Annotated in this window: 19 protein-coding genes; 14 read left to right on the top strand and 5 right to left on the bottom strand. The window is 66.7% G+C overall.

Going from position 1 to position 19780, the window contains the following annotated elements:
• Positions 1–90 precede the first annotated feature (90 nt).
• Positions 91–792 (bottom strand): FKBP-type peptidyl-prolyl cis-trans isomerase N-terminal domain-containing protein, encoded by a 702-nt coding sequence (locus ACSYS9_RS06905; RefSeq protein ID WP_032127896.1) that lies wholly within the window; start codon positions 790–792, stop codon positions 91–93.
• Positions 793–959: 167 nt separating this feature from the next.
• Between ACSYS9_RS06905 and ACSYS9_RS06900 the strand changes: the two genes are divergently transcribed.
• The 3 genes from ACSYS9_RS06900 to nth are packed head-to-tail and all read left to right on the top strand — an operon-like array spanning position 960 to position 2792.
• Positions 960–1742 carry an enoyl-CoA hydratase/isomerase family protein gene (locus tag ACSYS9_RS06900; protein ID WP_032127897.1) on the top strand — a complete coding sequence of 261 codons (783 nt, stop codon included), beginning with the start codon at positions 960–962 and terminating at the stop codon, positions 1740–1742.
• A gap of 4 nt (positions 1743–1746) precedes the next feature.
• Positions 1747–2100, top strand: coding sequence for a hypothetical protein (locus ACSYS9_RS06895; protein WP_071228420.1), 354 nt, complete (start codon positions 1747–1749; stop codon positions 2098–2100).
• Positions 2100–2792 (top strand): endonuclease III, encoded by a 693-nt coding sequence (nth, locus tag ACSYS9_RS06890; protein ID WP_049463598.1) that lies wholly within the window; start codon positions 2100–2102, stop codon positions 2790–2792. Before ACSYS9_RS06895 ends, nth begins: the two co-directional genes overlap by 1 nt.
• An 81-nt stretch (positions 2793–2873) precedes the next feature.
• Here nth and ACSYS9_RS06885 read toward each other — a convergent pair whose 3' ends face one another.
• Positions 2874–4106 carry a porin gene (locus ACSYS9_RS06885; RefSeq protein WP_032127900.1) on the bottom strand — a complete coding sequence of 411 codons (1233 nt, stop codon included), beginning with the start codon at positions 4104–4106 and terminating at the stop codon, positions 2874–2876.
• 552 nt (positions 4107–4658) lie between these two features.
• Here ACSYS9_RS06885 and pstS (ACSYS9_RS06880) point away from each other — a divergent pair.
• From pstS (ACSYS9_RS06880) to rnt, 11 genes are all read left to right on the top strand, one after another.
• The gene (pstS, locus tag ACSYS9_RS06880; protein WP_049421598.1) at positions 4659–5675 is read left to right on the top strand and encodes a phosphate ABC transporter substrate-binding protein PstS; all 1017 of its coding nucleotides are present in this window, start codon (positions 4659–4661) and stop codon (positions 5673–5675) included.
• A gap of 409 nt (positions 5676–6084) precedes the next feature.
• On the top strand, positions 6085–7173 hold the full coding sequence (pstS, locus tag ACSYS9_RS06875) for a phosphate ABC transporter substrate-binding protein PstS (protein WP_049399479.1): 1089 nt from the start codon (positions 6085–6087) through the stop codon (positions 7171–7173).
• Between the two features lie 82 nt (positions 7174–7255).
• Positions 7256–8224: a phosphate ABC transporter permease subunit PstC gene (gene pstC / locus ACSYS9_RS06870; RefSeq protein ID WP_005412771.1), complete on the top strand. Its 969-nt coding sequence runs from the start codon at positions 7256–7258 to the stop codon at positions 8222–8224.
• Positions 8224–9087, top strand: coding sequence for a phosphate ABC transporter permease PstA (gene pstA, locus ACSYS9_RS06865; protein WP_032127902.1), 864 nt, complete (start codon positions 8224–8226; stop codon positions 9085–9087). The genes pstC and pstA overlap by 1 nt, the downstream gene beginning before the upstream one ends.
• A 19-nt stretch (positions 9088–9106) precedes the next feature.
• Positions 9107–9937, top strand: a complete 831-nt coding sequence (gene pstB / locus ACSYS9_RS06860; RefSeq protein WP_005408788.1) for a phosphate ABC transporter ATP-binding protein PstB — start codon at positions 9107–9109, stop codon at positions 9935–9937.
• Positions 9938–10034: 97 nt separating this feature from the next.
• Entirely contained in the window at positions 10035–10742 is a 708-nt protein-coding gene (gene phoU / locus ACSYS9_RS06855; RefSeq protein ID WP_008265615.1) for a phosphate signaling complex protein PhoU, read from the top strand.
• Positions 10743–10948: 206 nt separating this feature from the next.
• Entirely contained in the window at positions 10949–11308 is a 360-nt protein-coding gene (locus ACSYS9_RS06850; protein WP_049421602.1) for an HvfA family oxazolone/thioamide-modified RiPP metallophore, read from the top strand.
• A complete protein-coding gene (locus tag ACSYS9_RS06845) occupies positions 11295–12170 on the top strand; it encodes an HvfB family MNIO-type RiPP peptide maturase (protein WP_071228421.1) in 876 nt (291 codons plus the stop codon). Before ACSYS9_RS06850 ends, ACSYS9_RS06845 begins: the two co-directional genes overlap by 14 nt.
• Positions 12163–12918, top strand: a complete 756-nt coding sequence (locus tag ACSYS9_RS06840; RefSeq protein WP_071228422.1) for an HvfC family RiPP maturation protein — start codon at positions 12163–12165, stop codon at positions 12916–12918. The genes ACSYS9_RS06845 and ACSYS9_RS06840 overlap by 8 nt, the downstream gene beginning before the upstream one ends.
• A gap of 27 nt (positions 12919–12945) precedes the next feature.
• Positions 12946–13467, top strand: coding sequence for an HvfX family Cu-binding RiPP maturation protein (locus tag ACSYS9_RS06835; protein ID WP_071228423.1), 522 nt, complete (start codon positions 12946–12948; stop codon positions 13465–13467).
• Between the two features lie 169 nt (positions 13468–13636).
• Complete coding sequence (gene rnt, locus ACSYS9_RS06830) at positions 13637–14287, top strand: ribonuclease T (RefSeq protein ID WP_014036542.1); 651 nt, start codon at positions 13637–13639, stop codon at positions 14285–14287.
• A 95-nt stretch (positions 14288–14382) separates the two neighbouring features.
• Here rnt and ACSYS9_RS06825 read toward each other — a convergent pair whose 3' ends face one another.
• The 3 genes from ACSYS9_RS06825 to ACSYS9_RS06815 all read right to left on the bottom strand — a co-directional run bounded on the left by ACSYS9_RS06825 (position 14383) and on the right by ACSYS9_RS06815 (position 19731).
• Complete coding sequence (locus ACSYS9_RS06825; protein WP_071228424.1) at positions 14383–17409, bottom strand: ligand-binding sensor domain-containing diguanylate cyclase; 3027 nt, start codon at positions 17407–17409, stop codon at positions 14383–14385.
• A 177-nt stretch (positions 17410–17586) separates the two neighbouring features.
• Complete coding sequence (locus tag ACSYS9_RS06820) at positions 17587–18996, bottom strand: ATP-binding protein (RefSeq protein ID WP_032127908.1); 1410 nt, start codon at positions 18994–18996, stop codon at positions 17587–17589.
• Positions 18997–19002: 6 nt separating this feature from the next.
• Positions 19003–19731: a response regulator gene (locus ACSYS9_RS06815; RefSeq protein ID WP_005408779.1), complete on the bottom strand. Its 729-nt coding sequence runs from the start codon at positions 19729–19731 to the stop codon at positions 19003–19005.
• Between the last annotated feature and the right edge of the window lie 49 nt (positions 19732–19780).

Raw genomic sequence — 19780 nt, 5'->3', positions numbered from 1 at the left:
GGTCAATATGCAGTGCACGGCAGCGTCGCGCTCCGCGCAAACAAAAACGCGCCGGTGGGATCACCGGCGCGTTTCGTTTACCGCTTCGATTTACTTGACGCTGACCAGCTTGATCTCGAACTGCACAGCCACGTTCGGCGGGAACGGGGTGCGCGGGTCGGCACCGTAGGCCTGGTCCGGCGGCAGGGTGACTTCCCACTTCGAGCCAGCCGGCATCTGCAGCAGGGTCTCGCGCATGGCCTTCATTTCGACTTCGCTGACCTTGATCGACGGAATCTGCTGGGCCGGGCGGGCTTCGGTCGGGCGCTGGCCGTACGGGAACGGACCGGCCACTTCCAGCTGCACGGTGCTGGCCTGGGTCGGCTTGGCGCCCTTGCCGGCTTCGATCACGCGGTACTGGACGCCGCTCGGCAGGGACTGCACGCCGGCCTTGGCCTTGTTCGCCGCGATGAACTGATCGCTCTTGGTCTTGTTTTCGGCAGCAGCCTTTTCGTACTCGGCCTTGGCAGCCTGGGCACGGCCCTGCTCGCGCTTCTGGAACGCTTCAACGGCCGGCTTCAGCTGGTCGGCGGTAATCGCCGGCTGCTTCTTGGCGTAGGCGTCCTGCAGACCCTTCACCACCGAGTTGATGTCCAGCTGCTCACCACGACCGGTCAGCTCCGCCAGGTTGTTGCCGTAGTCGTAACCGAAGTAGTAGCTCAGCTTGCCCTTTTCGGACGAGACGTCCTGGGCGAAGGCATTGCCCGTCAGGGCCAGGGCCGCGACGGCGACCGCGATAGAACGCAACTTCATCAAACAGTTCTCCAGGGGTGGTAACTCAGGGACGTTCTGCGCCGCCCTGAGGCGACGGGTTAGGATAACGGGCACAACGTGTAACCGCTACTCACGATGCAGGCTAAGACCCGTCTGCGTTGGCGGAGTTCAATCTCACTTTTTTTTAACGTTTCAGGAGTTTCCCCGTGGCCGATGCCCTGATCGCTGTCGCCGACGACGGCGCCATCCGCACCGTGACCGTCCAGCGCCCGGACAAGCTCAACGCCTTGAATGCCGCGACCCTGCAGGCGCTGACCGAGGCGTTCAGCGCCGCCGCAGCCGACCCGGACGTGCGCGTGGTGGTGCTGACCGGTGCCGGTCCGAAGGCTTTCGTGGCCGGGGCCGACATCGCCGAGATGAACACACTCAGTGCGGTTCAGGGACGTGATTTCTCCCTGCTCGGCCAGGCCCTGATGCGCCAGATCGAGCGTATGCCCAAGCCGGTGATCGCACGCGTGAACGGCTTCGCCCTGGGCGGCGGGCTGGAGCTGGCCATGGCCTGCCACCTGCGCATCGCTGCCGATACGGCCAAGGTCGGGCAGCCGGAGATCAATCTCGGCCTGATTCCCGGCTTCGGCGGCAGTCAACGCCTGCTGCGCCTGTGCGGCCGCGCCGCCACCCTGGAGCTGTGCCTGCTGGGTGCACCGATCAACGCCGCGCGTGCACTGGAACTGGGCATCGTCAACGAGGTGGTGCCCGCCGATGCGCTGGACAACCGTGTACAGGACATCGCGCGCCAGCTGGCACGCTCGGCCCCGCTGGCCCTGCGTGGCCTGCTCGACGCGGTACACGTGGGTGGCGAATGCAGCCTGGAGGCTGGGCTGGAGTACGAAAGCGCGCAGTTCGGCCTGCTGTTCGCCACCGAAGACATGCGCGAAGGCACCAGCGCCTTCCTGCAGCGCCGCCCGCCGGCCTTCCAGAACCGCTGACGCCATGGCATCCCGACCCAACCCCGCGCAGCTGTTCGCCCGGGTCCAGGCAGACGATCTCGATGGCGCCCTGCAGGCCGGTCTCATGGACTACGTCGCCCGTGCCGGCGACGAACAGCTGCTGCCCGGCCACCCGGACCTTCCGCAACGCCTGTGCCAGGCCCAACAGCAGCTGCACGCGGCCTGGGCCGCACGCGAACGCCATCGTGCCCGCGCCGTGCGCCTGGCGCGCCGCGAGGCCGAACGCGATGCGCGACGCACGCCAGCCCCGGCGCCGGACGTGAAGCCCGCCCTGCCCCCGGCCGCCGCCGCGATTCTCGCCCGGGCCAAGGCCCGCGCCACCGGCAAGGAGCAGTAATGGCCGCTGCGAAGAAGACCCCGCGCGCGCCGGCGCGACGCGGTGGCAGCATGCCGCGCGCCGATGTGGTGGAGATGTTCACCCGCCTGCGCGAACTCAATCCGCACCCGAAGACCGAACTGGAGTACAGCTCACCGTTCGAACTGCTGGTGGCGGTCGCGCTGTCGGCGCAGGCCACCGACGTGGGCGTCAACAAGGCCACGCGCCGCCTGTTCCCGGTGGCCAATACCCCGGCAAAGATCCTCGCGCTTGGCGAGGACGGGCTGAAGCAGTACATCGCCACCATCGGTCTGTTCAACGCCAAGGCGAAGAACGTGATCGCCACCTGCGCGATCCTGCTGGAGAAGCACGGCGGTGAAGTGCCGCGCGATCGCGATGAACTGGAAGCGCTGCCGGGCGTGGGCCGCAAGACCGCCAACGTGGTGCTTAACACTGCGTTCGGTGAGCCGGTGATGGCGGTGGACACGCATATCTTCCGCGTCTCCAACCGTACCGGCCTGGCCCCGGGCAAGAACGTGCGCGAAGTGGAAGACAAACTGGTGAAGGTGATTCCGGCCGAGTTCCTGCTCGACGCGCATCACTGGCTGATCCTGCACGGACGTTATGTGTGCAAGGCGCGCAAGCCGGATTGCCCGGGCTGCGTGATCGCCGACCTGTGCCGGTTCAAGGAAAAGACCACGGCCGAGGCGTGAACGCGTTCGTGGTGTGACAAAACAAGGACGGCGGGCACAGGGCCCGCCGTCTTTGCTTGTAGACAAGAGTGCTTCAGGACATCAGAACGACAGGTCGCCCCAGACGCCGAACTCCTTGGTCTTGTCGTTCTTCTTGTCGCTGGCGTTGGCCAGGTGCGTGTACTTGTACACGGTCGACAGCTTGAGGTTCTTCATGACCGGGAACTCGACGCCGACGTTCCAGTACTTGTCGCTCAGGGTCGGGTCCAGCGTCTTGCTGACGTCGGTGTCATCGTAACGACCGAACACGTTGATGCCGCCGTCGGTGACGCGCACGCTGCCCCACACCGACCAGCCGCTGGTCTTGTCGGTGGCAACGGTCATCACGTTGTTGAGGTTCTTGGCCTGGAAGTACTCGCCACCGACGCGGAAGTCGCTGCTGGCGTAGGCCACCATCGCGTTGGCGCGGGTGTAGGTGTTCTCGGCGCTCTGGATGTCGGTTTCCTTGCCCAGCTTGCCACTGTAGCCACCGACGGCAACCACGAAGTTCTCGTTCGGGGTATAGGCCGCGCGGCCTTCCACGTCCATGCCCTTGCTGCGGGTCGGGTTCTTGTAACCGGCGCCGGACACGACCGAGACCGCGTAGTTGAAGTTGTTGCCCAGGTTGCCGAAGCCATGCAGACCCCAGTCGGACGAGTTGCCGTACTTCAGGCGATCGGTCAGGGTGTTCTCGACATAACGCATGCCGTAGAACTTCTCGACATACGGAATCCACGGCATGTCGGCGGCACCGACGCGCAGGTTGAAGGCCGGGTCGAAGCTGCCCTGCACGTAGGCCTTCTTGACGAACAGTTCGGTGTTGCCGATGGCCGAGCTGTACTGGAAGTCGGTGGTCAGGTTGGCCGACCAGATGTCGTTGAACTTGTGGTCGACGGTCAGGTAGAAGCGCTTGACGTCCAGACCGGTGCCGCTGGCGGCGGTGTCCTTGCCGTTGCTGGTCTTGTCGATGTTGGTCAGGTCGAAGAACATGCGACCGCCGATCTTGTTGTCATTGACCAGCTTGGCCAGCTTGTCGACGCTGGTCTGGGTCTTCTGTGCACCTTCCAGGGCCTGGGCCTGGGTGATGTTCACTTCGGACTGCGCATCGGACTGTGCCTGCAGCGCCTGCGAATCGTTCTGCAACTGCTGGACCTGGGCCTGCAGGGCAGCGATCTGCGCCTGCAGCTGCTGCAGCTGTGCCTGGGATACGCCCGTGCTGGCGGGAGCTGCGAAGGCGTCGGCGGAAACCAGACCGAGGCTTGCAACGACCGCGGCGGCGAGCAAATGGGAACGCATTTTGGATTTCTCCAGAGGGTTGGAATGGCTTGGGCAGAACGCCACGCCGGCAGGCCGGTCAAGCGTTTTGCGAACATTCCGTTAAAACCATGACAGCCGAATGACAACCTGAGCACCAACCACAGATTTCTTCGTGCGGTCATGCGTACGACTCATTTGCCGCCACATGCTTGTCGATCCCTTGCGGCATATGGCGTCACGTATCAGCGTCCCGGCCCAGGCCGACCGCCGCGCAGCGCTCAACTGCATTGATGGTTTCGTGTGGATGACGCGGCATCACTGCGGAATGCCAGGCCGGGATGGCATTGACGACCACACCGGGCAGTCCATCAGCGACATATAGAACGTGATCGCAACCGGGCCACGTCCGTCTCCGGCGCATGGTCATCACGTTGCCCGCAGCACTCAGAACCTTCACGCCCCTGGCTGTGCGGACGCCGGGCAGCGCTGTAACGGTTGCGTCATACAACGGTCCCTGCGCTGTCATCGAACCGTTATGGAATGTGCGCCGGGCGGGTAACCCCGCATCCCAATCAACCCAGGAGCCACCCCGTGATCCACGCCTTCAAGTCGCGCGTTGCCGTTGCCGTCTTCGCAGCGTCGTCCGTGTTCGCCGCCAACGCCGCTGAAATCACCGGCGCGGGCGCCTCGTTCATCTACCCGGTGATGTCGAAGTGGTCGGCCGACTACAACGCTGCCACCAGCAACAAGGTCAACTACCAGTCGATCGGTTCCGGCGGTGGTATCGCCCAGATCAAGGCCAAGACCGTTGATTTCGGCTCCTCCGATGCTCCGCTGAAGCCGGAAGAACTGGCCGCTGCGGGCCTGGCGCAGTTCCCGTCGGTGATCGGCGGCGTGGTGCCGGTGGTGAACGTGGCCGGCATCGCCCCGGGCGCGCTGAAGCTGGACGGCACCGTGCTGGCCAACATCTTCCTGGGCAAGATCAAGACCTGGAACGACCCGGCCATCGCCGCGCTGAACCCGGGCGTGACCCTGCCGAGCGCCAAGATCACCGTCGTGCACCGCTCGGATGGCTCGGGCACCACCTTCAACTTCGTCAACTACCTGTCCAAGGTCAGCCCGGAGTGGAAGAGCTCGGTCGGTGAAGGCACCTCGGTCCAGTGGCCGGCCGGCATCGGCGGCAAGGGCAACGAAGGCGTTGCCGCTTACGTGAAGCAGATCAAGGGCGGCATCGGCTACGTCGAACTGTCCTATGCGCTGCAGAACAAGCTGTCGTACACCGCGATGAAGAATGCCGCCGGCCGCTTCGTGCAGCCGAGCGACGCGTCGTTCGCCGCCGCTGCTGCCAGCGCCGACTGGGCCAGCGCCAAGGACTTCTACCTGGTGATGACCAACGCCCCGGGCGCCGAGTCCTGGCCGATCACCGCCACCAACTTCATCCTGGTGCACAAGAAGCCGAAGAACGCTGCCAACGGCAAGGCCACCCAGGAGTTCTTCCGCTGGGTCTACAAGAGCGGCGATGCCCAGGCCCGCCAGCTGGACTACGTGCCGCTGCCGGACAGCCTGGTCCGCCAGATCGAGACCTACTGGACGCAGAACCTGAAGTAAGCAAGCGCGTTCCCCCGCAGGAACGGGATCGGCGGGTCCTCTCTCCCCCGCCGATCCCACCCCGGGCGCGAGATCCTCGAGATCTCGCGCCTTTCTCGTTTGCGGCGCACGGGCGTGTAGAGTCGAGCTTGCTCGACTGCTCGCGGCGGGCATCAGTCGAGCAAGCTCGACTCTACGAAGGGCCAAAGGCAGTCGAGCAAGCTCGACGCTGCACGGCCAACCGGCCGTCATATCGGTGCGCAGATCCGGGGCCTCCGGGGCTCTGCGGGATGGGGGCCAACCCCGTGAAACCCTTGTCAGAACGTGATCCAGGACACCTCTGTCATGGTCGTAATACGGCTGTAACAAAAACATCATTTCATAGCCGCATCCGCCGACGCCGTCGGCTCTTCCCCGCTATGGAGTGACCATGAAACTGCACTCGGCCGGCCTTGCCGCCCTTTCCCTGGCCATCGCCCTGGGCCTGTCGGCCTGCGGTGGCGACAAGCAGGCCGCGCAGCAGCCGGCTGCCGACGGTGCCGCCGCCCCGGCCGCTGCCGGTGCCAAGGTGACCGCCGAAGTGTCCGGCGCGGGCGCGTCCTTCATCTTCCCGCTGGTCTCCAAGTGGTCGGCTGACTACAACGCCAGCACCGGCGCCAAGATCAACTACCAGTCGATCGGCTCCGGTGGCGGTATCGCCCAGATCAAGGCCGGCACCGTCGACTTCGGCTCCTCCGACAAGCCGCTGAGCAGCGAAGAGCTGGCCCAGGCCGGCCTGGCCCAGTTCCCGTCCGCCATCGGCGGCGTGGTGCCGGTGGTCAACATCGAAGGCCTGGAAACCGGCAAGCTGCGCCTGAGCGGCGCCCTGCTGGCCGACATCTTCCTGGGCAAGGTCAAGACCTGGAACGACCCGGCCATCGTCGCCGCCAACCCGGGCGTGAAGCTGCCGGACGGCAAGATCACCCTGGTCCACCGTTCGGACGGTTCGGGCACCACCTTCAACTTCTCCAACTACCTGTCCAAGGTCAGCCCGGAGTGGAAGAGCAAGGTCGGCGAAGGCACCTCGGTGCAGTGGCCGGACGGCGTCGGTGGCAAGGGCAATGAAGGCGTCGCTTCCTACGTGAAGCAGATCAAGGGCTCGATCGGCTACGTCGAACTGGCTTACGCGCTGCAGAACGGCATGCCGTACACCGCCATGCAGAACGCGGCCGGGAACTGGGTCGAGCCGAGCGCGGAAACCTTCGCCGCCGCGGCCGCCAGCGCCGACTGGGCCAGCGCCAAGGACTTCAACCTGGTCATCACCAACGCTCCGGGCGAGCAGGCGTGGCCGATCACCGCCACCAACTTCATGCTGATGCAGAAGCAGCCGAAGGATGCCAAGCGCAACCAGGACACCCTGGCCTTCTTCAAGTGGGCCTTCGAAAACGGCCAGGCCCAGGCCAACGAGCTGCACTACGTGCCGCTGCCGGCCGAACTGGTCAAGCAGATCGAGGCCTACTGGGCGACCGACCTGAAGTGATGGACACGACGGTGCCCGCCCCGCGCGGGCACCGCCTCTTCCACGCCGTGCCGCCCCGCCCCTTCCTGGCCCTGCCGTCCCCATGAATGCCATCGCCCAGCCTGTAGCCGCCCCGTCCACGCGTGATGCGCGTGATGCCCGCAACGACAAACTGTTCCGATGGGTGCTGGTCGGCACCGTCATCTTCGTCCTGATCGCCCTGGCCTGCGCCGCGCTGTCGATGCTGTGGGGCGGCCGCCATGCCCTGCAGATGCAGGGCCTGAGCTTCTTCTTCTCCGCCGACTGGAATCCGGTCGAAAACAAGTTCGGTGCGCTCGCCCCGATCTACGGCACCCTGGTCACCGCCGTCATCGCGATGGTCATCGCCGTGCCGGTCAGCTTCGGTATCGCCTTCTTCCTCACCGAAGTCGCGCCGCGCTGGCTGCGTGGCCCGGTCGGTACCGCCATCGAACTGCTGGCCGGCATTCCCTCGATCATCTACGGCATGTGGGGCCTGTTCGTGCTGGTGCCGGTGATGACCGAGTACGTCACCCCGTTCCTCAACGAGACCCTGGGCGAATGGCCGATCATCGGCCCGATGTTCCAGGGCCCGCCGCTGGGCATCGGCATGCTCACCGCCGGTTTCGTGCTGGCCATCATGGTCATTCCATTCATCTCCTCGGTGATGCGCGAAGTGTTCCTGACCGTACCCACCCGCCTGAAGGAGTCGGCGTACGCGCTGGGCTCCACCAAGTGGGAAGTGAGCTGGGACATCGTGCTGCCCTACACCCGCTCGGCGGTGATCGGTGGCATCTTCCTCGGCCTCGGCCGCGCCTTGGGCGAGACGATGGCGGTGGCCTTCGTGATCGGCAACAGCGTGCGCCTGTCGCCGTCGCTGCTGGAACCGGGCACCACCATCGCCGCGCTGATCGCCAACGATTTCGGCGAAGCCACTGAAACCTACCGCTCGGCCCTGCTGCTGCTCGGCTTCGTCCTCTTCATCGTCACCTTCGTGGTGCTGGCCATCGCCCGCCTGATGCTGATGCGCCTGTCCCGCAAGGAGGGCAACTGATGTCCACCACCGCTGATTCGCTGTACCTGCGCCGTCGCATCGGCAATGTCGTTGCGATCACCGCCTCCTGCGCCACCGCCCTGTTCGGCCTGTTCTTCCTGGGCTGGATCCTGTTCACCCTGGCCTCCAAGGGCCTGGCCGGCATCAACTGGGATCTGTTCACCAAGATGACGCCGCCGCCGATGCAGGAAGGCGGTCTCGCCAACGCCTTCTTCGGCAGTGCGGTGATGTGTGCGCTGGCGATCGGCATCGGCACCCCGCTGGGCGTGCTGGCCGGCACCTGGCTGGCCGAGTACGGCAACGCCCGCAAGGCCGGCACCGTGGTCCGCTTCGTCAACGACATCCTGCTGTCGGCCCCATCCATCGTGCTTGGCCTGTTCGTCTACACGCTGTACGTGATGCAGACCGGCGGCAACTTCTCGGCGTTCGCCGGTGCACTGTCGCTGGCCTTCATCGTGCTGCCGGTGGTGGTGCGCACCACCGACGAGATGCTGCGCCTGGTGCCCTCGCAGATGCGTGAGGCAGCCCTGTCGCTGGGTATCCCGCAGTGGAAGGTGATCGTGCAGGTGCTGTACCGCAGTGCCTCGGCCGGCATCATCACCGGCATCCTGCTGGCGCTGGCCCGCATCTCCGGCGAGACCGCGCCGCTGCTGTTCACTGCCTTCGGCAACCAGTACTGGAACAACAACATCTTCCAGCCGATGGCCTCGGTGCCGGTGGTGATGAACCAGTTCGCCGGCAGTCCGTATGAATCCTGGCAGGTGCTGGCCTGGGCCGGTGCCCTGGTGCTGACTGTCTTCGTGTTGCTGGTCAGCCTTGCCGCCCGCGGCATCCTGCTGCGCAACCGTATCTCCCATGACTGACCTTTCCGTGGATAACGCCATGAACGACCTTTCCAACGCCGTGCCGATGCAGCGCATCGCCGTGCCGTCCTCGCACGAGAGCCTGCACACGCCGTCGCCGGTGAAGCTGGCTGCGCGTGGACTGGACTTCTACTACGACAAGTTCCATGCCCTGAAGGGCATCAACCTGGAGATCCCGGAAAAGCGCGTGACCGCGCTGATCGGTCCCTCCGGCTGCGGCAAGTCGACCCTGCTGCGCATCTTCAACCGCATCTACGCGCTGTACCCGAAGCTGGAGGCGCGTGGTGAAGTGCTGCTGGACGGCGAGAACATCCTGTCGCCGAAGTACCCGATGAACCGCCTGCGCAGCAAGGTCGGCATGGTGTTCCAGAAGCCGGTGCCGTTCCCGATGACCATCTTCGAGAACGTGGCCTACGGCATCCGCCACCACGAGAAGCTGAGCAAGGCCGACATGGCCGACCGCGTCGAGCAGGCGCTGCGCCAGGGCGCACTGTGGGACGAAGTGAAGGACAAGCTGGGGCAGAGCGCACTGGGCCTGTCCGGTGGCCAGCAGCAGCGCCTGTGCATCGCCCGTGCCGTGGCCCTGCGCCCGTCGGTGCTGCTGCTGGACGAGCCGACCTCGGCGCTGGATCCGATCTCGACCAGCCGCATCGAGCAGCTGGTGGAAGAGCTCAAGCACGAGTACACCATCGTCATCGTCACCCACAACATGCAGCAGGCCGCGCGCGTGTCCGACTACACCGCCTTCATGTACCTGGGCGACCTGATCGAGCACGACCGCACCGAAGTGATCTTCTCGCAGCCGTCGCAGCGGCAGACCGAGGATTACATCACCGGTCGCTTCGGCTGAAACGTCAGTCGACAGACAGACAATGTCAGTCGAGCATGGCTCGACTCTACAAATCACGCCAGCCAGGCATGGCCTGGCTCTACCCGGATTGCAGACCATGAATCTTCCCAACGACCACATCGTCAAGAGCTACGACGAAGAACAGCAGCGGCTGGTGGCCGAAATCGTGCGCATGGGCGAGATGGCCGTCGCTCAGCTCGAAGCGGCGATGGACGTGATCGAGAAGCGCGACGAGAACGCCGCCCATCGCATCATCGCCAACGACGAAGCGATCGATGCGCTGGAGCAGCAGATCAGCCATGACGTGATGCGCCTGGCGCTGCGTGGGCCGATGGCGCGCGACCTGCGCGAGATCCTGGCCGGCCTGCGCATCCCGGCCGACATCGAGCGCATCGGCGACTATGCGGCCAACGTTGCCAAGCGTTCGATCGCGCTGGGCAAAGTGCCGCCGCTGCCACAGATCCAGGGCCTGCGGGCGCTGGGTCGCCTGGCCGCGCAGCAGGTGCGCCGCGCCATTGCCGCCTACCGCGACAACGATGCCGACGCTGCGCTGGCGCTGCGCGAGGACGACGCCCGCCTGGACGCGCAGTACACCGCGCTGTTCCGCGAGCTGCTGACCTACATGATGGAAGACCCGCGCAACATCACCCCGTGCACCCATCTGTTGTTCATGGCCAAGAACCTGGAGCGCGTGGGCGACCACGCCACCAACATCGCCGAGAACGTGTGGTTCCTGGTGCACGGTGAGCAGCCGCTGCCGCCGCGTGAAAAGCGCGACGAGACCTCCAGCACCGGCCAGCCCTGACGCTGCACTGCAACACCGGAGTCGACTCCACGGTGGCCGCTGTCCTGGTGACAGCGGCCCTTTTGTTTTTGGGCGTTCCGGCCACCGGTCTCCCCCTCTGTAACAAATCTCACGAAAATTTGAGTTCTTGGCGAGGATTCGTTGAGTAGGATCGCTGCACCATCGATTCACCCCGGGCACCTGCCCTCCACCTAGGAGTAAGACCGATGAGCAGTTCCAACAAGACCCTGTCCCTGCTGACCGCTACGGCCCTGGCCGCCGGCCTGGGCATGACCGCCAGTGCCTCGGCCCTGAGCATGAGCGACCTGGCCCAGGGCTACCTGGTGGCTGGCCAGGCGGCAAAGGCTGCCGATACCAAGCACGCCGAAGGCAAGTGCGGCGCCGACGGCAAGACCGCTGAAGGCAAGTGCGGCGGTGACAAGGGCAAGGCTGCCGAAGGCAAGTGTGGCGAAGGCAAGTGCGGTGCCGACAAGGGCAAGGCTGCTGGTGCAGCCGCTGCCAAGACAGGCGACAAGAAGTCGGCTGAAGGCAAGTGCGGCGAAGGCAAGTGCGGTGGCAAGCACTGACGTCCGCGCCAGCCTCGTCCACCCGCGGTCGCCGCTTCGTGCGGCGGCCGCCGGGTTGGGCCTGCGCCGGGCGCTGCTACAGGACCTGCGTGACGCCCCGGCAGGCGACTTCGATTTCCTCGAATGCGCGCCGGAGAACTGGATCCATGTGGGTGGTCCCGCCGGGGATGCACTGGCCGAACTGGCGCAGCGCCATCCGTTGAGCTGCCACGGCCTGTCGTTGTCGCTGGGCGGCAGCGCGCCGCTGGATACGCAGCTGCTGGAACAGGTCGGCCAGTTCCTGGAAAAGTACCGCGTGCCGCTGTACAGCGAGCACCTGAGCTACTGCAGCGATGACGGTCACCTGTACGACCTGCTGCCGATTCCGTTCACCGACGAAGCCGTGCGCCACACTGCGGCACGCATCGCTCACGTGCAGGATCTGCTGGGCCGCCGCATTGCAGTGGAGAACGTGTCCTATTACCTGGCACCGGAACCGGCGATGGACGAACTGGCCTTCACCAATGCGGTGCTTGCCGAAGCCGACTGCGATCTGCTGCTGGACGTCAACAACGTCTACGTCAACGCCTGCAACCACGGCTACGATGCCGACACCTTCATCGCCGGGCTGCCCGCAGAGCGCGTCGTCTGCCTGCACGTGGCCGGGCACCTGGACGAGGCGCCGGACCTGAAGATCGATACCCATGGCAGCGCGGTGATCGACCCGGTCTGGGAGCTGCTGGCGCGTACCTACGCGCGCATCGGCCCACGCCCCACCCTGCTCGAGCGCGATTTCAACTTCCCCCCATACGCCGAGCTGCAGGGCGAACTGCAGACCATCCGCCGCCTGCAGGCGACGCACGGGGGGACCGCACATGACTGACGCTCGCGGCACCCTGCGCGCGCAGCAGCATGCGTTCACTGCCCATCTGCGCGATCCGCAGGGCGTGCCACCGCCGGCTGGGTTGGAGGCACGCCGGGTCACGGTGTACCAACGGCTGCTGTTCAACAATCTGCTCGGCCTGTTGAGCAACGGCTTCCCGGTCTGCGTGCGCCTGCTCGGCGAGCCCGCCTGGAGCGACCTGGTGCGCCACTACTTCGCCACCCATCGCTGCCAGACACCGCTGTTCACCGAACTGGCCGCCGAATTCGTGCAGTGGCTGCGGGCACAGCCGCAGCTGCCGCACCCGGCGTTGGCCGAACTCGCTCATTACGAGTGGGTGGAGACCGCGCTGTACCAGTTGCAGGCCGAGCCGCTGCCGGCACCCGGCGACATCGATCCGCTGCAGGTACCGCTGCAGCGCTCACCCCTGGCGTGGCCGCTGCTGTACCAGTGGCCGGTGCATCGACTCGGTGCCGAGGATGCGCCAATTCAGCCGCCGGCGGAACCGACCGGCCTGCTGGTCCGCCGCGAGGCCGATGGCGAAGTGCGCTTCGCCGTGCTCAGCCCGCTGGCGGTATACCTGCTGTCCAGCGTCGGCGAACGACCCGGCCTCGATGGACATGCCTATCTGCGGCAATTGGCCGCTGCGAACGGCCTGGCTGAGGAGGCGCTGGCCGGGCCCGGTGCCGCGCTGCTGCAGCAGTTCCTGCAGGCCGGCGTGATCGGCCCGCTCACAGTCCCTGGCTGACGCCCTTTCCCCCACGGAGAACCACCGATGAACCTTCCGACCCTGGCCGCCACGCGTGGCCAGCTGGACCGTCTCGCCCCCTGGTTGGCCCCGCTCGGCCTGCGCCTGCTGCTGGCCTGGGAATACTTCGAATCCGGCCGCGAAAAGCTGCACGGCCAGAACTGGTTCGCCGACCTGCAGGACGCTTTCCCGTTCCCGTTCGACCAGCTGCCGGCCGCGCTGAACTGGCAGCTTGCGACCTGGTTCGAACTGCTCGGCGCGGCCTGCCTGTTGTTCGGTTTCGGCACCCGTTTCGCCGCCGCCAGCCTGCTGGTGCTGACCGTAGTGGCTACCTATGCGGTGCATTGGCCGATGGAGTGGAACTCGCTGGCCGACCTGGCCATGGGCTACGCGATCACTGACCAGGGCTTCGGCAACTTCAAGCTGCCAGTACTGTTCATGGCGATGCTGCTGCCGCTGATCTTCACCGGCGCCGGCAGGCTGAGCGTGGATGCGTGGTTGGCGCGGTGGTCTCCCTCGGCCACGCCTGCACGGCCAGCAGTCCGGTAATCGCCAAACCTGGTCGGCGCACCGTGTGCCAACCAAGGTTGGCACCTACCGGAATCCTGAGCGCGCGGTGTCCCGGTAGGTGTCGACCTTGGTCGACACACGCCCGCGCAGGGAACGCATGCACCGAAGGCTGGCCGGGCGCTCAGGGTCGCTCTGCTAGAATTCACGCATGACTGACCCCACCCCCGCACCTGCCGCCGCTCCCGATTCCGCAGTCCCCCAGGCGCAGCGCGCGATGTCACAACGCTTCCGCGGCTTCCTGCCGGTGGTGGTGGACGTGGAAACCGGCGGCTTCGACAGCCAGCGCAACGCACTGCTGGAAATCGCCGCCGTGCCGATCGAGATGGACGAGAACGGCCTGCTCTACCCCGGCCAGACCGCCAGCGCCCACGTGGTGCCGGCCGAGGGCCTGGAGATCGACCCGAAATCACTGGAAGTGACCGGCATCATCCTCGACCATCCGTTCCGGCTGGCCAAGGAAGAGAAGGCCGCGCTGGACCACATCTTCACCCCGGTGCGTGCGGCGATGAAGAAATACGGCTGCCAGCGCGCGATCCTGGTCGGCCACAACGCCCATTTCGACTTGGGCTTCGTCAACGCAGCGGTGGCGCGGACCGGCCACAAGCGCAACCCGTTCCATCCGTTCAGCGTGTTCGACACGGTCACCCTGGCCGGCATCGCCTACGGACAGACCGTGCTGGCGCGTGCGGCCACCGCCGCCGGGCTGGGCTGGGATGCCAACGAGGCACACAGCGCGGTGTACGACACCGAGCAGACCGCGCGGTTGTTCTGCACCATCGCCAACGCCTGGCCGCGGTAAGCCAGCCAACGGCGCAACCGCATCCACGCAGTGCGGACCAACGGTCCGCACCCACCACTCACCGGACGGTAGATCCACGCCATGCGTGGATGCGATCAACCAATACTCGTTCGGTCGCGGCCGTCGCTCTTGGCGCGGTACAACGCGCGGTCTGCGCGCTGGTACAGCAGTGCCGGGGTGCGGTCGTCGGCATCCAGCTCCACCAGCCCTGCGCTGAAGGTCACGCGCAGGCCGTCCACGCCGGCCCAGTCGGGGTGGTCATGGAACAGGCCGCGCAGGCGCGCGCACAGCTGTGCGGCTTCCTCCAGGCGGGTGTCGTTGAGCAGCAGCGCAAACTCTTCGCCACCGGTCCGCGCCGGCAGGTCCGAATCGCGGCTGGCGGCGGCGATCAACCGCGCCACCTGCACCAGCACCGCATCACCGATGCTGTGGCTGTGGCGGTCGTTGACGTCCTTGAAGTGGTCGATATCCAGCACCACCAGGCACAGCGGATGACCGCTGCGCTGCGAACGCGCGAAGTCACGCGCCAGCGTTTCATCGAAGGCACGGCGGTTGGCCAGGCCAGTCAGTGCATCCTCGCGGGCCTGCCGTTCGAATGCCTCGGCCTGGCGTGCGAGGCGCTCGGCCAGTTCGGTCTTTTCCTGGTTCAGCGCCTGCAGGTGCACGGTCTTGGCCTGCAGGTCGAAGGTCGCCTCGTCCACGCGCCGTGCCAGGCGCAGGTTGCTGGCCTTCAGCTGCTGCAGCAGCAGCCGGTACAGCGCCACCAGCCCGGCCAGCAGCAACAGGCCACCCAGCAACTGCACGCTGCGTCGCTGCCACCAGAACGGCTCCACGGTGAAGCTCCATACCGCTTCCTGCTGGCCCCAGCTGCCACTCGGATGGGCAGCGGCCACGTGCAGGGTGTAGTCGCCCGGCGGCAGGCCGACGAACTCCACGCTGCGCTGCGGGCCGCGTTCGACCCACCCCGTATCCAGGCCGTCCAACCGCGTGCGGTAGCGGATCCGGTCAGACATCAGGTAGCTCAGGCCGACATAACTCACCGCCAAGCGCCGGCCGCCGGGAATGTAGTTGCGGTCCGGGCCTTCCCAATGCACCGGGGCGCCATCCACCTGCACGCTTTCAATCGCTGCCGGCGGTGAAAGACGCTCGCGGAAACGCTGCAGGCGTTGCGGATCGACGGTGCTCAGGCCTCCGGCGGTGACCACCCAGAACGTGCCGTCCTGGCGCAGGATCGCCGATGGCCCGGAGCTGCCGTTGGCCTGCGCATTGGCCATGCCGTCAATCTCGTTGTAGCGCTCCACCACCACCCGGGGTGCGCGGCCATCGGCCACGGCGTTGAGGGTGCCCATGTCGGTGCGCAGCACGCCGCGGTTGCTGCTGATCCACACGTTGCCAAGGCGATCCGGCACCAGTTGGAACACCGCATCCACCGGCATGCCCTGCTCCAGCCCCACCCGTGCAAGCGTGCCGTTGCGCCAGCGGTACAGGCCGCGATCGCTGCTGATCCACATCGCGTCACCCAGCTGATGGAAGCCGAACACGCTGCGGCCACCGCCCATCGGCGCGAGGTCGATCGACTGCACGTGGTCGCCGCGCAGTACGCGGATGCCCTCGATGGTGCCGATCCACAGGTTGCCCTGGTGATCGTGCTCAAGCGCGGTGATCAGGCCGCTGGGCATGCCCGCAACGCTTGATACCTGCACGCGGTCGCCGTCGATGCGGACCACGCCCTTCTGGGTGCCGGCCCAGACCACGCCCTGCGGGTCCACGCTGATCGCGCGGATGTTGCCGCCCGGCATGCCATCGGCGGCGGCATAGTTGTGCCGCAGCCGGCCATCGGGGCCAAGACGGTAGACGCCATCACCGAACGTTCCGACCCACAGGTCACCGTCCGGACCCTGCGCCAGGCTGAGCACCGAAGGTGCCTTGCCGCCGCGGTTGTGCAGCGGCATCGCGCGGAAGCGGCCATCAGCAGTCTGCAGGTCGAGGCCGCTGGCACTGCCGACCCACAGCTGGCGATCGCGGTCCTCGAACACGGTGCGCACATAGTCGCCACTGAGGCCATCGCGCTCGGTGTAGCTGCTGAACAGTGTTTCGCGCAGGCGGTACAGGCCACCGTTGGCACCCACCCAGATGCTGCCCTCGGCATCCTCGCGCAGGCTGACCACGCGCCCACCCGGCAGGTTCAGGCCCGCCGGCAGGCGCTCCAGGCCATGCGCTGAGATCCGCAGCAGGCCCTGGTTCTCGGTGCCCAGCCACAGGTCACCATGGCGATCCTGCAGCATCGAGGTCAGGTGCAGCTGCCCCGGCAGGCGGTGCATCAGCACCAGCTGATCATCCTCCACCCGGTACAGGCGCTCGCCGGCGACGATCCACAGCGCGCCATCCGGAGCGCGGTACGGCCACGACAGGCCACTGCCGGCGCCCAGCCCCCAAGTCGCTGGCGCGCGCTTGAGCACGCCATCGTTGTCGCGCAGCACCAGTCCATCCAACGTGCCGGCCCAGACCCGGTCCTGCGCATCGACCACCAGCTTGGTGAAGCTCATCGCCATCGGCAGGTCGGCGGCCGGAGCGTGGTAGACGATGCCGGTGTCCGGCGTCAGATAGCCGATGCCCTTGCCTTCATACAGCAGCCACAGGCGGCCCTGGCTGTCCATCTGCATGGACTGGATCAGGACCTGCGGGGTATCGGCCTGGTGCTCCCATACACGCCACTGGCCATCGTTGCCGCGATGGCTGACATTGCCCCGCGAATCACTGATCCACAGCCCACCCTGGCGGTCGACGAACAGCGCGCCGATGCCGTTGTCGCGCAGGCCCGGGCGGGTACTGCGGTCGAACACGGTGAAATCCAGCCCGTTGTAACGCACCAGGCCTTCCCAGGTGGCGAACCAGAGGTGGCCTTCGGGGGTCTGCGCGATGTCGCGCAGCGAGTTGTGCGGCAGGCCGTTGCGCGACGTCCATACATCAATGGCGTAGTCGCGCAGTGGCGGAGCCCCCTCCTGCGCTGCCACCGGCAGTGCAAGGGCCAGCAGCAGCCACAGCAGGCCCTGTCGCAGCCATCGACCGATATCTGATCCGCAGCGCTCCACCCAGCGCCCGATGTCCCCCTGTCCGGCCATCAGTGCAGCGGCGGCGGCCAGGCAGGGCTGCCGGGCCTGGCAGCATGCGGGAACTGCCGGGCAGCGCGGGACGGCATGCCGGCGGGGACGGGCTGGCTCATCGGGGGGGAACTGGGAAGATGCGCAGATGATAGGCCAAACCCGGCCCACGGCGTCACCATCGCCAGCCGCGAACGCTCAGCCCGCGCGGCCCGGCGGCGTCACCTGTGCACTGGCCGGCCACTGCACTACCGCCTCCAGCCCGCCTTCGACGCGGTTGCGCAGCCACAGCCGCGCCCCGTCTTTCTCAGCCAGGGCGCGGGCGATGGTCAGGCCCAGACCGGCGCCGCCGGTTTCGCGCGAACGCGAGGTTTCCACCCGCACGAACGGGTCGAACACGGCTTCCAGCTGATCCTCGGCCAGGCCCGGGCCGTCATCGGCCACCACCACGGTGATCGCGCCACCACTACGCTCGACCCGTACCCGCACCCGGTAGGCATACATCACCGCGTTGTCCACCAGGTTGGAAAACAGGCGATGCATGGCCAGCGGACGCAACATCAACACCGCTCCGCTGCCACCTTCAAAGACGACATCCCCGCCGCCCTCGGCCGTGTCTTCAACGATGCTCTCCAGCAGCGAATCCAGGTCCAGTGCGGCGCGCTGCTCGGCGCTCTCCGCGCTGCGCGCCAGCTCCAGGCCTTCGCGCACCAACGCCTGCATCGCGGCCAGATCGCCGATCAGGCGCTCGCGCAGCACCTCGTCGCTGACATTCTCCAGGCGCAGGCGCAGCCGGGTCAGCGGGGTCTGCAGGTCATGGGTGATCGCCGCCAGCATCTGCGTGCGCTCGGCCAGGTGCCGCTGCAGGCGATGCTGCATGGCGTTGAAGGCTTCGGCGGCGCGCTGCACTTCGCGCGGGCCGCGCAGCGGCAGTGGATCGCGCTGCAGGTCGTCGCCCAGGTCTTCGGCGGCTGCGGCCAGTTCCTGCAGCGGCGCGCTGGCCATGCGCGCGACGATATAGGCCAGCACCGCGATCGCCAGCACCAGCAGGGTCAGGAACCACGGGTCCACGGCGAGGATGCCGTTGTGTGCCACCGCCGGCGAATCCAGCGCCAGCTTCAGCAGCGTGCCGTCGTTGAGGGTCACGTCGACCGCACGGCACTTGGGCGGGATGAACGCCGGATCACGTTCGCGCGGATGCTTGCGATGCCCCGGTGGCGGCGGGGGCAGCAGGTCCTGCAGCTTGGGAATGCAGGAGCGGAACGAAGCGAAGTGCACATGCGCGCGTGCGACCGGGCCGGGCCGGTCATCGAGTACTTCCATCAACGCGGTATCGGCCCGCCCCAGGCGTGCGCCGGGTTGCAGCGCACGTACGCTCGGCCCACCGATTTCGAGCAGGCGCTCGCGCAGTTCGGGGTTGCCGTCGAGCAGGTTGACGTAGCCCTGGAGGCGGTCGGCGATGCGGTTCAGGTTCTGCCGCTCGAACTCCTGCTGGCGTTTGGAGGTAGCCAGCATGGTCGCGCCGATCGCGGCCACGCTCATGCCCAGCAGCAGGATCACGAACAACCGCCCGACCATCGAGGACAGGAAATGGCGCAGGCGCTTCATCGCGGCTTATTCCAGGTTCACCGAGGAGGCCAGTACATAGCCTTCGTTGCGAACGGTCTTGATCAGTCCGTCAGGGCCACCGTCGTCGCCCAGCTTGTTGCGCAGCCGGCTGACCTGCAGATCGATGGCGCGGTCCTGTGCCTCGTAGTTGCGGCCGCTGCTGAGCGCGACCAGCTGCTCGCGCGACAGCACCTTGTTGGCGTGGGCGATGAACACCCGCAGCAGGCGGAACTCGGCGCCGGACAGCACCACCACGCGATCGTCCGGGTCCACCAGGTGGCGATGCTCCAGATCGAACACCCAGCGCGAGAAGCGCGCACGGCGCACCGCCAGCGGCTCCAGGTTCGCCGGCAGCGCCTCGGTCCGGCGCAGCACGTTGCGGATGCGTGCCAGCAGCTCGCGCGGTTCGAACGGCTTGGCCAGGTAGTCGTCCGCGCCCATTTCCAGGCCCAGCACGCGGTCGATCGGCTCGGCACGCGCGGTCAGCATGATCACCGGCGTGTTCGAACGCGCGCGCAGATCGCGGCACAGGGTCAGGCCATCCTCGCGCGGCAGGTTGAGGTCGAGCACGATCAGGTCCACGTGTTCGCGGTCCAGCAGCTGGCGCATGGCGGTGCCGTCTGCGGCCGTGCTCACCTGGTAGCCGGCCCGGCCGAGCTGTTCGGCCAGCAGGGTGCGGATGTCGTTGTCGTCGTCGACGATCAGCAGTCGATGCATCGTGTTTTCAGTCTCCATGTCGCGATCATCCCGTGTCGGCAGCTGAACCGCATCCGGGGCAATGCGT

The sequence above is a fragment of the Stenotrophomonas sp. STK17_22 genome, from assembly GCF_051983905.1.
Classification (GTDB): domain Bacteria; phylum Pseudomonadota; class Gammaproteobacteria; order Xanthomonadales; family Xanthomonadaceae; genus Stenotrophomonas; species Stenotrophomonas maltophilia_A.
The sequence above is the reverse complement of the archived record's forward strand: the minus strand, read 5'-3'. Positions and strand labels throughout refer to the sequence as shown.